Here is a 14,577-nt window from a genome sequence, read left to right as displayed (position 1 = left end):
AGCGGGGGGAAGGGTCAGCCGATGAAATCGGCGTACTCGTCTTCGTCCATGTAGTCATCAAGGGCGGACAGATCGTCGATCTTCATCTTGAAGAACCACGCCTCGCCGGTCGGGTCTTCGTTCACCAGTGCCGGTTTATCGACCAGCTTGGTATTGACCTCGACGATCTCGCCATCCAGCGGGGCCAGAATGTCGCTTGCGGCCTTGACGCTTTCGATCACGCAGACCTCATCGCCCTCGGCGACCATCGTTTCGGTTTCGGGCAGTTCCACGAACACCACATCGCCCAGTTGGGTGGCAGCGTGTTCGGTGATGCCGACAACGACCAGATCGCCCTCGACGCGCATCCATTCGTGTTCCTTGGTGTATTTCATCGCAAAGCCTCAGCGTTTGTAGGTGGTGGGATGGAAAGGAAGCGGGGCGACCGTCACGGGCAGGCGCTTGCCGCGCACCTCGCCCTCCAGCAGCGTGCCGGGTGCGGCGTGGCTGGCGGCGACATAGCCCATGGCGACGGGGGCCTGTACCGAAGGGCCAAAGCCGCCCGAGGTGACCTCGCCCAAGGGTGTGCCATCAGGATCGAACAGCTGCGTGCCCTCGCGCATCGGCGCGCGGGTCTGCGGCAGCAGGCCGACGCGCAGACGCTCTGGCCCGTGGTCCAGTTCGTGCAGGATGCGGTCGGCACCGGGGAAGCCACCAGCGCGTGCGCCACCTGTGCGGCGCACCTTCTGGATCGCCCAATTCAGGCCTGCTTCGACCGGCGTGGTGCCGGTGTCGATGTCATGACCGTACAGGCACAGCCCCGCCTCCAGCCGCAGGCTGTCGCGCGCGCCAAGGCCGATCGGCATCACCCCGTTCACAGACAAAAGCGAGCGGGCAAGGTCTTCGGCCGCCGCCTCTGGCACCGAGATCTCGAACCCGTCCTCGCCGGTATAGCCCGACCGGCTGACCCACATCGGGCCATAGAGCGTGTCAAACACCCGCGCATCCATGAAGCGCATCTCGGTCACGCCGGGCACCCATGCAGCCAGAACCGCCTCGGCCCGCGGCCCCTGCAACGCCAGCAAAGCGCGGTCGGTGATATGCTCGACCGTTGCCACCGCCGACAGATGCGCGGTCATATGGGCGACATCGGCCTCTTTGCAGGCGGCGTTGACCACGACAAACAGATGATCCCCCCGGTTGGCAAACATCAGGTCATCCAGAATGCCGCCGGTCTCATTGGTGAACAGGCCATAGCGCTGCCGCCCCTCGACCAGCCCCGCCACATCGACCGGCATCAGCGCCTCGAACCCTGCCACCAGCGCCGCCATGTCGCCGGTGGGCCGCAGGATCACCTGCCCCATATGGCTGACATCAAACAGCCCGGCAGCAGAGCGCGTGTGCAGATGTTCGGTCATCACGCCCGCAGGATATTGCACCGGCATCTCATAGCCCGCAAACGGCACCATCTTGCCGCCCAATGCGACATGCAGATCATGCAGCGCAAGCCGCTTCAGGTCAGACGTGTTCAGGTCGGTCATTCCGCCCCCATGTTTTCCGCCGGAAGACAGACTCCGGCACCGTTCGGACAGACTGATCCCTGCCCTGCGATGCCCCCTCTGTCCTTGCCCTGTCTGTCGACAATCGGGCGCCTGAGATCGTTATCCCTTCGGCGGGCCGCCCCCTCACAGGGTTGGCCACTCTCCAGAGTTCCGGTGCCAAGAACGGTCCCTTGCGCCTGAGAGTTTACCGGGGCGGTTGCTCCTTCGGCACCGATGGCTGCGCTGGCGCGCGGCCCCCGGATTCTCCCGATCCTGACAGGGACGATCTAGCGCGGCGCCGCGCCCGCTGGCAAGGGGGAAAACGAAAGCGACGTGTCGGGCGGTAAAAGCGACGGCGCGAACGCCTATGCCTTGGGCTGAGTGCCGTATTGATCGACCACCCGGAACACCAGCCACAGAGAGACGATGCCAAAGATCACCCCGCCGACCGCCTGCCCGATCAGCACGCCCTCTGCCCCCCAGACCCCGGCAAACCACAGCGCAAACGGCACCGTGCCAAGCGTATGACGCCCCCAGTTCAGCAGGGTCGACAGGAACGGGCGGCCCAGATTGTTGCAGGCGGCGTTGGAGATGAACAAAAGCCCGTTGAAGAAAAACAACAGACACAAAGGCCCGCAGAACAGGAACACCAGATCACGGGTGACCCCTTCGGCATGGAACAGATCGGCAATCGGCCCGCGCAACAGGAACAGCGCCAGCGTCACAAGGCTGATCACCACGGCGGTAAAGATCACCGCATCCCAGACCGCGCGCCGCACCCGGTCGATCCGGCCCGCCCCCGCATTCTGGCCGATGATCGGCCCGATGGCCCCCGCCAGCGCAAAGATCACCCCCAGCGCCACCGGCGTCAGCCGCCCGGTGATCGCCATGCCCGCCACCGCCGCCTCGCCAAAGGGCGCGATCAGCCGGGTCACAAAGGCCTGCCCGACAGGCGTTGCCACCTGCGTCAGAACCGCAGGCCCGGCGATCCCCGCCATCGCGCGCGCATCCTCCACCAGTTCCGGCACCGTCACCCGGGTAAACCCGCCGTAATGCCGCCACAGCGGCCAGATCGCCATCGCGGCAATCACCAGCCGCGACAGGTTGCCCGCATAAGCCGCCCCGGTCAGGCCCAACCCGGCTCCGAAAATCAGGATCGGATCGGCAATCGCCAGCACCACCGCCCCCCAGACCGTGACCATCATCGAGCGCCGGGCATCACCATGGCTGCGCAGCACCCCGGCCCCGGTGATGCCCAGCATCAAAAGCGGCTGCCCCAGCATCACATGGCGCAGGAACCCCACCGTTGCCTCTGCCGTCGGCCCGGTGGCCCCCAACAGACCGACAATCGGCCCCAGCAGCGCCCAGACCACGGCGGTAAACGCCACCCCCAGCCCAAGCCCCAGCACCAGCCCGTTGGTCGCCCGCCGCCGCGCCAGATGCGCCTCGCGCTGCCCGAGTGCGCGCGCCACCACGGCCGACACCGCAATCGAAATCCCGATCCCGAAACTGGTGGTGAAAAACAACACCGCCCCGGCATAGCCGACCGCTGCGGTCGCCACCGGGTCCTGCAACCACGAGATATACAGAATGTTGATCAGATCGACGCTGAAGATCGCCATCAGCCCGACCGATGAGGTCAGCGACATCACCACGACATGGCGCATCAGACTGCCGGTCACAAAGCGCGGTGCCGGTCCGCGTGTCGCCTCGCCCGCCACCGGATCTGCTCCCGCGCTCATCCCGACACCTTCCCGGCTTTCATCTTGGTAAAAATACTCTCGGGGGGTCCGGGGGGCAGACAGCCCCCCGGCGGTTTCAGAAAGACAACGGCACGCAAGCCACCGCCCGGCCTGTCAGCCGCTCATTGACATCCGCCCGTCACAGGCTGGGGCGTTTTTCCAGAAGCGGCATCACATCGGCCATTTCCGGCCCGTGTTCCTGCCCGGTCAGTGCCTTGCGCAGCGGCATGAACAGGCCCTTGCCTTTGCGGCCCGTCGCCTCTTTCACCGCTGCCGTCCACTGACCCCAGGTCTCGCGGGTCCAGGGCTGGGCGGGCAGCAGATCAAAGGCCTGCGCGATGAAGTCGCGGTCCTCGTCGGCCACCAGCGGTGTGGCGCCATCGCGGAACAGGGTCCACCAGCCCTCCAGATCATCGAGCACGGTGATGTTGCCGCGCGCGACCGACCAGAAGCCCTCGGCCTTATCCGCAGGCACGCCCAGAGCCCCGATCCGCGCCTGCACTGCGTCAAACGGCAGGCCCTGCACATAGTGGCGGGTCAGGGGGAACAGGTCTTCGGCGTCGAATTTGGTGGGCGCGGAGCCAAAGCTGCCGACCTCGAACCCCTCGATCAGCTCGTCCATCGAGCCGACCAGTTCCACCGGCTTTGACGATCCCAGCCGCGCCATCAGGCTCAGCAGCGCCAGCGGCTCCACGCCACGCGCCCGCAGGTCACGCAAGCTCAGGGTGCCAAGGCGTTTCGACAGTTCCTCGCCCTTCGCGCCGGTCAGCAGCGAGTGGTGCGCGAAATCGGGCGGGGTGCCGCCCATGGCTTCCATGATCTGGATCTGGGTGGCGGTGTTGGTCACATGGTCCGCGCCGCGCACGATAAAGGTCACGCCCATGTCGATGTCATCCACCGACGAGGCAAAGGTATAGAGCACCTGACCATCCGCGCGGATCAGCACCGGGTCAGACACCGACGCCGCATCAATCGACACCGAGCCAAGGATGCCATCGGTCCATTCGATGCGGTTCTGGTTCAGCAGAAAACGCCAATAGCCGTCGCGCCCTTCGGCCCGCAGCTTTGACTTGTCATCCTCTGACAGCGCCAGCCCGGCGCGGTCATAGACCGGAGGCTTGCCCATGTTCAGCTGCTTCTTGCGCTTGAGGTCCAGCTCAACCGGAGACTCGAACACCTCATAAAACCGGCCCTTGGCCTTCAGGTCTTCGGCGGCCTCGCGGTAGCGGTCCATGCGCAGCGATTGCCGCTCCACCCGGTCCCAATGCAGGCCCAGCCACTCAAGGTCAGCCATGATCGCATCAGCGTATTCCTGCTTGGACCGCTCCTGATCGGTGTCATCCAGCCGCAGGATGAACTGACCGCCGGATTTGCGGGCGATCATGTAATTCATCAGCGCGGTGCGCAGATTTCCGACATGGATATAGCCGGTGGGCGACGGGGCAAAACGGGTAATGGTGGGGCGGGTCATTCGGGCATCTCCTGCAACCGCTCTTCCCTGTCACAGCGGGGGCGTCTTGTCCAGTTTGCGCAAGGCACAGGCGCGCACCCCCGGTTTGCACCAACCGGGGGTGCGTGGGTCTTTCACCGGCCTGCCCTGCCCCCTATATCAGCGCCATGACCCAGACTCCGCCCGGCGCCATCGCCCCCGACCTTGCCCTGATCGAACAGCTTGCGCATGGCGCAATCGCGGGCTTGCCCGGCCCGTTCCGCGCGGCTGCCACCGCGATCCGGCTGCGGGTCGAGGAGTTCGCGCCGGATGAGATTCTGGAAGCGATGGAGATCGACGATCCGTTCGAGCTGACAGGGCTGTACGAGGGCATTCCGCTGACCGAGAAATCCTTCAGCGACCAGCCGATGCAGCCCGATGTGATCTGGCTGTTTCGCCGCCCCATTCTGGATGAATGGCTGGACCGGGGCGATGTCTCGCTGCAAGAGCTGGTGACCCATGTGCTGGTGCATGAGGTGGCGCATCATTTCGGCTGGAGTGATGACGACATCGCGCGGATCGACCCGTGGTGGGAATAGCGGGTACAGCTTTGCGCAAAAGCCTGTGCGCCTGCGCACAGGCGATGACAGCTCCGTGACTGGCGACGGCGGGCTTTGGCGTTACCATTCCTCCCACAGTTTCACAGGAGGACACCGATGACGATGCCCGCACTGACCCGCCGTTCGGCGCTGTTTGCCGCCGCCGCCCTGCCGTTTGCCCCCGCCCTGATGCCCCGCGCCGCCCATGCGGCGGCCGAGATGATGGGCGCAGGCATGGCCCCGTTCAACCGCTTCAAGCTGGGCGGGTTCGAGGTGACAACCTTGCTCGCCGGCACCCGCGCCTTGGAAAACCCGCAGGAGACCTTCGGGCTCAATGCCTCGCCCGAGGAATTTGCCGCACTGTCGCAGGCCAATTTCATCCCCGCCGACATGAGCCAGAACTTTTTCACCCCGACAGTCGTGAACACCGGGGCGGAACTGGTGCTGTTCGACACCGGTCTTGCCCCCGAGGCGATCACCGGGGCCTTGGCGGCGGCTGGTTACACCCCGGATCAGATCGACGTGGTGGTGCTGACCCATATGCACGGCGACCACATCGGCGGGATCGCGGGGGATGCCGGGGTCACCTTTGCCAACGCGCGCTATGTCACAGGATCGGTAGAGCACAATCACTGGGCGCAGGCCGGGAATGAGGGGTTTGACACCAAGGTCAGACCGCTGGAAGACCAGATGACCTTTGTCGAGGGCGGTGCCGCCGTCGCCACCGGCATCACCGCGATGGAGGCCTTTGGCCACAGCCCCGGCCATATGGCCTATATGCTGGAAAGCGACGGGCAGCAGCTGGCGCTGATCGCCGATGCCGCCAACCACTACGTCTGGTCGCTGCAAAAGCCCGATTGGGAAGTGCGGTTCGACATGGACAAAGCCGCCGCCGCCGCGACCCGCAAACAGCTGTTCGGCATGCTGGCCGCCGACCGCGTGCCCTTTGTCGGCTACCATATGCCCTTCCCGGGCGTGGGCTATGTCGAGGCGATGGACGACGGCTTCCGCTATGTGCCGGTCAGCTATCAGATGATGCTGAACGCTTGACTCAAAAGGGGCGGGGAAACCCCCGCCCCGTTTCACCTGTCTCCGGGGGCGGAACTCCCGCCCCTCTTTGCCAGTCAGCCCTTCAGCTTGGCCGCAATCTCCACCGTGCGCTTGGCCTGATGGCCGATTGACGCGCGGGCCTTGTCGTCAAACTCCGCCCCTTGGGTGTGGCTGTAGCCGTAGGGGTTGCCGCCGGTCGCGAACAGTGCGGGGTCGGTGTAGCCAGGGGCGACGATGATCGAGCCCCAGTGCATGAAGGTGGTGTAAAGGCCCAGAATCGTGGCCTCCTGCCCGCCATGCGGGTTCTGCGCCGAGGTCATGGCGCTGACCGCCTTGTTGGCCAGTTTGCCGCTGCCCCATTGGCCGCCCAGCGTGTCGATAAAGGCGCGCAGCTGGCTGGGTGCCGCGCCAAAGCGGGTGGGGGCCGAGAACAGATAGGCGTCGGCCCATTCCATGTCTTCGGGGGTGGCCACCGGAATATCGGCGGCCTTTTCAACCTGCGCTTTCCACGCATCCTGACCGTTCACCACCGCATCCGGCGCGGTTTCGGCGATGCGCAGCAGCTTGACCTCGGCCCCCGCCGCGCGGCCGGCTTCGGCGGCGATTTCGGCCATCTGATGGTTGGTGCCATAGGTCGAATAAAACAGGACAGCGAGTTTGACAGACATAACAAAGCCTCCGGGCTGGGATTACTTGGGTACAGGGTAGATGTGCGCATGATTCACAGGAATTCCAAGATAACGCGCAGGTTTCGTGCGAAATCGCACGGACCAGCCTGCGCCGGTGCGAAGTCACAGCGCGCTTTCAGATCGCTTTTGGTGGCGCTAACATGCAGATGACCCAAAAGGACGCCGCCATGCAAGCCCCCATCCTGACCCTGACGCTGAACCCCGCGCTGGACATGGCCACAGCCGTGCCCGACATCATTCCCGGCCACAAACTGCGCTGCACCGATCCGCATCTGGACCCCGGCGGCGGCGGGCTGAACGTCAGCCGCGCGATCAAGGCGCTGGGGGGCGATTCGCTGGCGCTGGTGGCGCTTGGCGGGTTGACCGGCGACCGGGTGGCCGGGCTGATCCGGGCCGATGGGGTCACGTTCCTGTCGATCCTCGGGCCGGGCGAGACCCGGCAAAGCCTGACGGTCACAGAGGAGACTTCGGGCAAGCAGTTCCGCTTCATGCTGCCCGGCCCGGTCTGGGGCGAAGCAGAGCGGGCACGGGTGTTCACCCTGCTGGCCGCCACCGCGCGGCCCGGCGGCTACAGCGTGATCTCGGGCAGCCAGCCGCCCGGCGTGCCCGCCGATTTTCCGGCGCATCTGGCGGCGAGCATGGAAGGTTCGCTCGTGGTGCTCGACACCTCGGGCGCGGCGCTGACCGAGGCGGTGCGCACCCCGATCCCCGGTCTGGAGGTGCTGCGGATGGACGGCGAAGAGGGGGAAGAGCTGGCGGGGCACAGGCTGGAAACCCTGACCGATACGGCGGATTTTGCCGCCGGGCTGGTGGCGCGCGGCGTGGCGAAACGGGTGATCGTGGCGCGCGGCGCCGAGGGCAATGTGCTGGCCGAAGCCGGCCGGCGGCTGTTCTCGCCCGCGCCAAAGGTGCGGGTGAAATCGACCGTGGGCGCGGGCGACAGCTTTGTCGCGGCCTTTGTGCTGAGCCTTGCACGCGGACAAGACAGCGCGCAGGCGCTGGCAATGGCCTCTGCCGCCGCTGCGGCAGCAGTAATGTCCGACGCCACTATGCTCTGCCGCGCCGAAGACGTGATGCGCCTGATGCACGAAGCGGCGGCGCGCGAGATCTGATCCGGCGCGCAGCCCCCCACCCCAGCCCTCCCCCACAAGGGGGGAGGGAGGCACTTTGCGCCACAGGGCAAGCGCTTCCGGCAAAGGTCGGAACAATCCGCACCGAAGGTGAGGGTGAAGTCGGGCGCGGACGCGCACGAGATCTGATCCGGCGCGCCCCCCACCCCAGCCCTCCCCCACGCGGGGGAGGGAGGCGCTTTGCGCCACGACGCAGGCGCTCATGGCGAATGTCAGGTGCCTCCCCTCCCCCTTGTGGGGAGGGGCTGGGGGTGGGGGGCAGCGCCCCGGTCCGGCGTTATGCGCCGCTGGGGTCGCGCCAGCGGTTGGCGATTGGGTAGCGGCGGTCCAGCCAGAACGCCTTTTGCGTCAGCCGTGTGCCGGGCGCGGACTGAAAGCGTTTGTATTCCGCTATATACAGCAGGTGTTCGATCTTTTTCACCGTCGCGCGGTCAAAGCCTTCGGCCACCAGTTCGGCCACCGAGGCCTCGCGCTCCACCAGCCCCTCAAGGATCGCGTCCAGCACCTCATAGGGTGGCAGGCTGTCCTGATCGGTCTGGTCGGCGCGCAGTTCCGCGGAAGGCGGCTTGGTGATGATCCGCTCGGGGATCACCTCGCCCGCCGGGCCCTTCATCCACGGGCGATGGGTCTCGTTGCGCCAGCGGGCGGTCAGGAACATGCGGGTCTTGTACATGTCCTTGACCGGGTTATAGCCGCCGTTCATGTCTCCATAGATCGTACAATAGCCGACCGCCATTTCCGACTTGTTACCGGTGGTCAGCAGCATCTCGCCGTATTTGTTGGAAATCGCCATCAGCATCACCCCGCGCAGGCGGCTTTGGATGTTCTCTTCGGTGATGCCTTCCTCTGTCCCCGCAAACAGCGGCGCGAGGGTATCCAGCACCGCCGCCTGCGCCGCACTGATCGGCACGGTATCCAACCGGCAGCCCAGCGCGCGTGCGCATTTTTCGGCATCCTCCAGCGAATGGGCGCTGGTGAACTCCGACGGCAGCATCACGCAGCGCACATTCTCTGGCCCCAGCGCATCAGCCGCAATCGCTGCCACGATGGCCGAATCAATCCCCCCCGACAGGCCCAGAACCGCCTTTGTGAACCCGGTCTTGGCGAAGTAGTCCGCAACCGACAGCACGCAGGCGCGGTAATCCGCTTCGCCAATCGGCGGGATCTGCGCAATCTCACCCGTATCCGCCCGCCAGCCATCCGCAGTGCGGCGAAAGGTGATCTGCGTCAGATGCTCATCAAACTGCGGCAGCTGCGCCGCCAGATGCCCGCCGGGGTTCAGCACCATCGAAGAGCCGTCGAACACCTGATCATCCTGCCCGCCCACCATGTTGAGGTAAACCAGCGGCAGGCCGGTTTCGACCACGCGGGAAATCATCAGGTTCAGCCGCAGGTTCGGCTTGCCGCGATGATAGGGGCTGCCATTAGGCACCAGCAGGATCTCGGCCCCGGTTTCCGCGAGAGTTTCCGCCACATCGGGATGCCAGGCATCCTCGCAAATGGGGGAGCCGATGCGCACGCCGTTGATGGTAAAGGGGCCATGCACATCGGCGGGGGTAAACAGCCGCTTTTCGTCAAACAGCGTGTCATTGGGCAGATGGTGCTTCAGCACCGTTGCGGTTACCCGCCCGCCCTGCAGAATGTAATAGGCGTTGTACAGCCGCCCCTCCTGCACGGCCGGGCCGCCAATGGCCAGCGCCGGGCCATCCGCGCACTCCGCCGCCAGCTGCTGGATCGCGGCAATCGCCGCCTGCTGAAACGCCGGTTTGAGGATCAGATCCTGCGTCTGATAGCCGGTGATGAACATCTCGGTCAGCGCCACAAGGTCGGAACCATCGGCGCGCCCCTGCTCCCAGGCCGCGCGCGCCTTGGCGGCATTTCCGGCCAGATCGCCCACCACCGGGTTCAGCTGGGCAAGGGTCATGCGGAACAGATCGGCCATGGCGGCACCTTTCAGACACGGGATTGCCGATGTTCTAGCAGGTTGTCCGCCAAGGGAAAGTGATTGCAGCCGCCGGGCGGCAAAGCTTGTAAGCCGGGGATGGCGCGGCTAGGCTTTGACGGGAATTACGGCAGGGGGTCAGAATGCGGCACAGAGTCAGATCAATGCTGGGAGCGGTGGTTCTGGGCCTTGCCCTGCCCGGAGCCGGACTGGCACAAGAGGGGGACGTCGTCACCAAACAATATGACGACGGCTCGTTCTATGAAGGCACTTTTCTGAATGGCCGCCAGCACGGCACCGGCACCTATACCCTGCCCAATGGCTACAGCTATACCGGCGACTGGGTTGCGGGGGAAATCCTCGGTCAGGGTGTTGCGCGCTATCCCAACGGCTCGGTCTATGAGGGGCAGTTTGCGGCGGGCAAGCCCGAGGGCCGCGGCAAGATCTCTTATGCCAACGGCGGCAGCTATGAGGGCGACTGGACCGGCGGCAAGATGACCGGCGCCGGGGTGGCCACCTATCCCGACGGCTCGGTCTACACCGGCGCTTTCGTCGATGGCAAACACCACGGTCAGGGCGTGCAGGACGGCCCCGGCGGCTACCGCTATGAGGGCGCCTGGGCCGAAGGACTCAAGGACGGGGCGGGCAAGATCACTTATGCCGATGGCGCTGTGTATGACGGCCAGCTGGTTGCGGGCGAGCGGCAGGGCAAGGGCACGCTGACCATGCCCGATGGCCTGACCTATGTGGGCGACTGGCAGGCGGGCCAGATCAACGGCACCGGCAAGCTGACCCAGCCCAATGGCGACACCTATGAGGGCGGCTTTGCCGAAGGCCAGCGGCAGGGCACCGGCAAGACCACCTATGCCAATGGCGATGTGTTCGAAGGCGTGTTTCAGGCCGACAAACGCACCGGCCAGGGCGCGTTCCGCGCGCAGGATGGCACCGTGCTCGAAGGTGACTGGCTGGATGGCCGCCTGACCGGCACCGGCACCATCCGCTTTCCCGATGGCTCGGTCTATACCGGCGCGGTCAAGGATGATCAGGCCGAAGGCATTGGCAAGATCACCTATGCCGATGGCTCCACCTATGACGGCACATGGGCCGCAGGCGTGATCGAGGGCGAGGGCACCGCCACCTATGCCAATGGCGCGACCTATACCGGCGGCTTCACCGCCGCGCGCCCCAATGGTCAGGGCAAGCTGACACTGGCCGACGGCTACAGCTATGAAGGCGCGTTTGTCGACGGCCAGCGGCAGGGCAAAGGGGTGGCTACCTATCCCGATGGCGCGGTCTACACCGGCGATTTCGTGGCCGGGCTGCGGCAAGGCACGGGCGAGATCACCGGCCCCGACGGCTTTCGCTATACCGGCGACTGGGCGGCGGGCGAGATCGACGGCACCGGCACCGCCACCTATCCCAATGGCGATGTCTATGAGGGCGGCTTTGCCAAAGGCCGCCGCGCCGGGCCCGGCAAACTCACCTATGCCAGCGGCCAGATCGCCGAAGGCCTGTGGGAAAACGGCATCCTGATGGCCCCCGCCCCGGCCCCGTCCGAGGCGACCGCGCCAGAGGGCGAAGCCGCACCTGCAGACCCGGCCCCCTCGCCCTGAGGTCGATCAGACGGAGCGCGCAAAACGTACGCTTTTCAGGTCGGCTGCACGCGCCCCAAACTGCCGGTCCTCGGACCGGTGGCCAACCGGCGGAGTATTTGCATAGCAGCAAATCTCAAGCCCTTTGACTTGCAGCTTTCTCAAATACTCCCGCGCGGAGCGCATCCGACCGCGCCGTTTTCCAACGACCCAGATCATTCGTCCGGCCACGGCATACCGTGGCAACGCCATCGCGGCGGGCTCGATGCCCGCCCCGATGGCCCCGTGCCGCCGGTCAGACGGCCTCGCCTGCCTCAAGCCGCTGCAGGAACGCCTCCGCCTCTGACAAGGTCGCCGCCTTGCGGGCCGGGTCCATCTTGTCCCAGGTGCGGTACATCTGCGCCATGCGCGGATTGCCCTCAAACCGCGCGCGATGGCGCAGAAGGAAATGCCAGTAGAGCAGGTTGAACGGACAGGCCCCGTCGCCGGTCTTCTGCGCCACCGTGTAGTGGCAGCCCGCGCAGTAATCCGACATCCGGTCGATATAGGCCCCCGAGGCGGCATAGGGTTTCGACCCCAGCACCCCGCCATCGGCGAACTGGCTCATCCCGATCGTGTTGGGGGCCTCCACCCATTCGAACGCGTCGATATAGACCGACAGATACCACTCATGCAGCGCCTGCGGGCTGATCCCGGCCAGCAGCGCGAAGTTCCCGGTCACCATCAGGCGCTGGATGTGATGGGCATAGGCCAGATCCCGGGTCTGGCCGACCGCATGCGACAGGCAGGCCATGCCGGTCTTTGCCCCCCAATACAGCGGCGGCAGGGCGCGGTCGGCCTTCAGCACATTCTGACCGGCGTAGCCGGGGCCGTGCCGCAGATAGATGCCACGCACGAATTCACGCCAGCCAAGGATCTGGCGGATAAAGCCTTCCACCGCGTTCAGCGGGGCTTTGCCTGCGGTATGGGCGGCCTCGGCGGCGGTGCAGACCTCCAGCGGCGTCAGCAGCCCGATGTTGAGATAGGGCGACAGCAGCGAATGGCTGAGCGTGGGATCCTCCGCCAGCATCGCATCCTGTTCATCACCAAAGCGCGGCAGCGCCTGCCCGATGAACCAGTCCAGCGCCGTCAGGGCATCGGCGCGGGTGACGCCCCAGCCAAACGGGCGCAGCCGCCCGAAATGGCCGGGAAAGTGCCGCTCCACCAGATCCAGCACCGCGGCGGTGATGGCATCCGGCGCGAACCGGGGCGGGCGCGGGCGGAACAGGTCGGGTTTCGCCGCTTTGCGGTTGTCATGGTCAAAGTTCCATTGCCCGCCGGTGGGCTGGTCGCCTTGCATCAACAGCCCGGTTTTGCGCCGCATCTCACGGTAGAACCATTCCATGCGAAACTGTTTGCGCCCCTCGGCCCAGTCCGCAAACGCGGCCTCGGAGCACAAAAAGCGGTCATCGGGGCATTGCCTGACCGCCAGCGGCATCTCCTCCAGCGCGGTGATCAACCGCCATTCGCCGGGGCGGGTGGCAATGATTTCGCTGGCCCCATATTCTGCTGCACGACGCAGCAGTTCGCCGGGGATCGAGTGGCTGTTCTCCGGGTCGTCGAGCTGTGTATAGGCCACCTGCCATCCGGCCGCGCGCAACTCCGCCGCAAAGTGCCGCATCGCCGACAGAATCAGCGCGATCTTTTGCGGGTGATGCGGGACATAGCTGCCCTCGGCCTTCACCTCGGCCATCACCACCACATCCCTGGCCGGATCCGCCGCGCGCAGGGCACTCAGACCCGGCGTCAGCTGATCGCCGAGGATCAGGACAAGCCGTGTCACCATGGCACCGGCTTTCCCTGCCAGTCAAAGAAACCACCGCTGTCGGCGGGGGTCAGCCCGCCCAGCACAGCCAGCAGGTTTTCAGCGGCCTGATCCGGGCTGACGGCAGGGTGGGAGCCTGCATATTTCGCAGTCAGCGGGGTCTGCACGGTGCCGGGGTGCAGGCAGACCACCACCGCCAGCGGGTGGCTGCGGGCGATCTCGATCGCCGCCGTATGGATCAGCTGGTTCAGCGCGGCCTTGGCGGCGCGGTAGCTGTACCAGCCGCCCAGAGCGTTGTCGCCGATGCTGCCGACCCGCGCCGAAAGGACGGCAAAGCGGCTGGGGCGGTCTTTCGGCAACAGGCGCAGGCTGTGCTGCAGCACCAGCGCCGGGCCGATGGCGTTCAGGGCGAACTGGGCGGCCATCGTGGCGGGGTCAAGGCTGCGCAGGGATTTCTCGGGCGGCACCCCGTTCAGCTCCAGCGCGCCGGTGGTGACGAGGATCTGGTCATAGACGCCCTCCAGCCCGCCAAGCAGGCGGGCAAGCCCGGGCGCGTCGGTCAGGTCCAGCCCATCCCTGCTGCGCGACAGGCGGGTGATCGCGGCCCCCTGCCCCTCCAACCGCTCCGCCACCGCCCGCCCGATCCCGCCCGACGCCCCCACCACCAATGCCCGCATCGCCGCCCCCTTTGGTTCCGGCGCTCAGGTAGGGCGGATGGGGGAGCGTTCAATGGCAGCGGGGTCCCCCTGTGTTACATCATAGAGGATACAGCAAAAACAACGGGTTAACCTGATGAAATTAAGAACTTGTTAAGGGACGCACCGGCAAAAGACAGGCTCACGCTCTGTGCCCATTGCACCTTTTCCAAATACTCCCGCGCGGAGCGCATCACCGGCGGCAAACCGGACGCGCGCGGCAGATCCATCGCGCCGGGTCCGCCTTCCGTGGCAACGCCGTCGCGGGGGGGGGGGGGCCCCCCCCCCCCGCCCCCCCCCCCCCCCCCCAGGGGCCTTGCCAGGCCCCCCGGCCCCCGGCACGCCCCCCCCCGGCAAAGCCCACCGTTGTTAATGGGGGCGGGTG

At 66.1% G+C, this 14,577-nt stretch carries 13 protein-coding genes and 1 riboswitch; of the genes, 4 read left to right on the top strand and 9 right to left on the bottom strand.

Translation table 11 applies throughout. The features are described 5' to 3' along the window. Positions 1–14: 14 nt before the first annotated feature. The 4 genes from gcvH to gltX form a co-directional block, all read right to left on the bottom strand. On the bottom strand, positions 15–374 hold the full coding sequence (gene gcvH, locus J2X53_RS12745) for a glycine cleavage system protein GcvH (protein WP_118149587.1): 360 nt from the start codon (positions 372–374) through the stop codon (positions 15–17). A 9-nt stretch (positions 375–383) separates the two neighbouring features. Further along, positions 384–1,520: a glycine cleavage system aminomethyltransferase GcvT gene (gene gcvT / locus J2X53_RS12740; RefSeq protein WP_349037876.1), complete on the bottom strand. Its 1,137-nt coding sequence runs from the start codon at positions 1,518–1,520 to the stop codon at positions 384–386. Between the two features lie 174 nt (positions 1,521–1,694). Then, a riboswitch (glycine riboswitch) is annotated at positions 1,695–1,800 on the bottom strand. An 85-nt stretch (positions 1,801–1,885) separates the two neighbouring features. Continuing rightward, positions 1,886–3,262, bottom strand: a complete 1,377-nt coding sequence (locus tag J2X53_RS12735) for an MATE family efflux transporter (RefSeq protein ID WP_349037875.1) — start codon at positions 3,260–3,262, stop codon at positions 1,886–1,888. Between the two features lie 139 nt (positions 3,263–3,401). After that, positions 3,402–4,733 (bottom strand): glutamate--tRNA ligase, encoded by a 1,332-nt coding sequence (gene gltX, locus J2X53_RS12730; RefSeq protein ID WP_349037874.1) that lies wholly within the window; start codon positions 4,731–4,733, stop codon positions 3,402–3,404. Between the two features lie 146 nt (positions 4,734–4,879). On the opposite strand from gltX, the gene J2X53_RS12725 reads away from it, so the two are divergent. Together J2X53_RS12725 and J2X53_RS12720 are read left to right on the top strand one after the other, a co-directional pair. Beyond that, positions 4,880–5,290, top strand: a complete 411-nt coding sequence (locus tag J2X53_RS12725; protein WP_349037873.1) for a metallopeptidase family protein — start codon at positions 4,880–4,882, stop codon at positions 5,288–5,290. 117 nt (positions 5,291–5,407) lie between these two features. Further along, positions 5,408–6,340, top strand: a complete 933-nt coding sequence (locus J2X53_RS12720) for an MBL fold metallo-hydrolase (protein WP_349037872.1) — start codon at positions 5,408–5,410, stop codon at positions 6,338–6,340. A gap of 74 nt (positions 6,341–6,414) precedes the next feature. Here J2X53_RS12720 and wrbA read toward each other — a convergent pair whose 3' ends face one another. Beyond that, positions 6,415–7,008 carry an NAD(P)H:quinone oxidoreductase gene (wrbA, locus tag J2X53_RS12715; RefSeq protein ID WP_349037871.1) on the bottom strand — a complete coding sequence of 198 codons (594 nt, stop codon included), beginning with the start codon at positions 7,006–7,008 and terminating at the stop codon, positions 6,415–6,417. A gap of 188 nt (positions 7,009–7,196) precedes the next feature. Here wrbA and J2X53_RS12710 point away from each other — a divergent pair, with 188 nt between their 5' ends. Next, the gene (locus J2X53_RS12710; RefSeq protein WP_349037870.1) at positions 7,197–8,141 is read left to right on the top strand and encodes a 1-phosphofructokinase family hexose kinase; all 945 of its coding nucleotides are present in this window, start codon (positions 7,197–7,199) and stop codon (positions 8,139–8,141) included. A gap of 295 nt (positions 8,142–8,436) precedes the next feature. Here J2X53_RS12710 and J2X53_RS12705 read toward each other — a convergent pair whose 3' ends face one another. Beyond that, a complete protein-coding gene (locus tag J2X53_RS12705) occupies positions 8,437–10,101 on the bottom strand; it encodes an NAD+ synthase (RefSeq protein ID WP_349037869.1) in 1,665 nt (554 codons plus the stop codon). Between the two features lie 164 nt (positions 10,102–10,265). Here J2X53_RS12705 and J2X53_RS12700 point away from each other — a divergent pair, with 164 nt between their 5' ends. After that, a complete protein-coding gene (locus tag J2X53_RS12700) occupies positions 10,266–11,714 on the top strand; it encodes a 2-isopropylmalate synthase (protein ID WP_349037868.1) in 1,449 nt (482 codons plus the stop codon). 274 nt (positions 11,715–11,988) lie between these two features. On the opposite strand, the gene J2X53_RS12695 is transcribed toward J2X53_RS12700, so the two are convergent. From J2X53_RS12695 to J2X53_RS12685, 3 genes are all read right to left on the bottom strand, one after another. After that, positions 11,989–13,515, bottom strand: coding sequence for a cryptochrome/photolyase family protein (locus J2X53_RS12695; protein WP_349038194.1), 1,527 nt, complete (start codon positions 13,513–13,515; stop codon positions 11,989–11,991). Further along, positions 13,512–14,174 (bottom strand): SDR family NAD(P)-dependent oxidoreductase, encoded by a 663-nt coding sequence (locus J2X53_RS12690; RefSeq protein ID WP_349037867.1) that lies wholly within the window; start codon positions 14,172–14,174, stop codon positions 13,512–13,514. The genes J2X53_RS12695 and J2X53_RS12690 overlap by 4 nt, the downstream gene beginning before the upstream one ends. A 107-nt stretch (positions 14,175–14,281) precedes the next feature. After that, positions 14,282–14,422, bottom strand: a complete 141-nt coding sequence (locus tag J2X53_RS12685) for a hypothetical protein (RefSeq protein WP_349037866.1) — start codon at positions 14,420–14,422, stop codon at positions 14,282–14,284. Between the last annotated feature and the right edge of the window lie 155 nt (positions 14,423–14,577).

It is taken from the genome of Pseudotabrizicola sp. 4114 (assembly GCF_031457365.1).
Taxonomy (GTDB): Bacteria; Pseudomonadota; Alphaproteobacteria; order Rhodobacterales; family Rhodobacteraceae; genus Pseudotabrizicola.
Note: the sequence above shows the minus strand (reverse complement) of the source record. Positions and strands in the feature narration are given on the sequence as shown.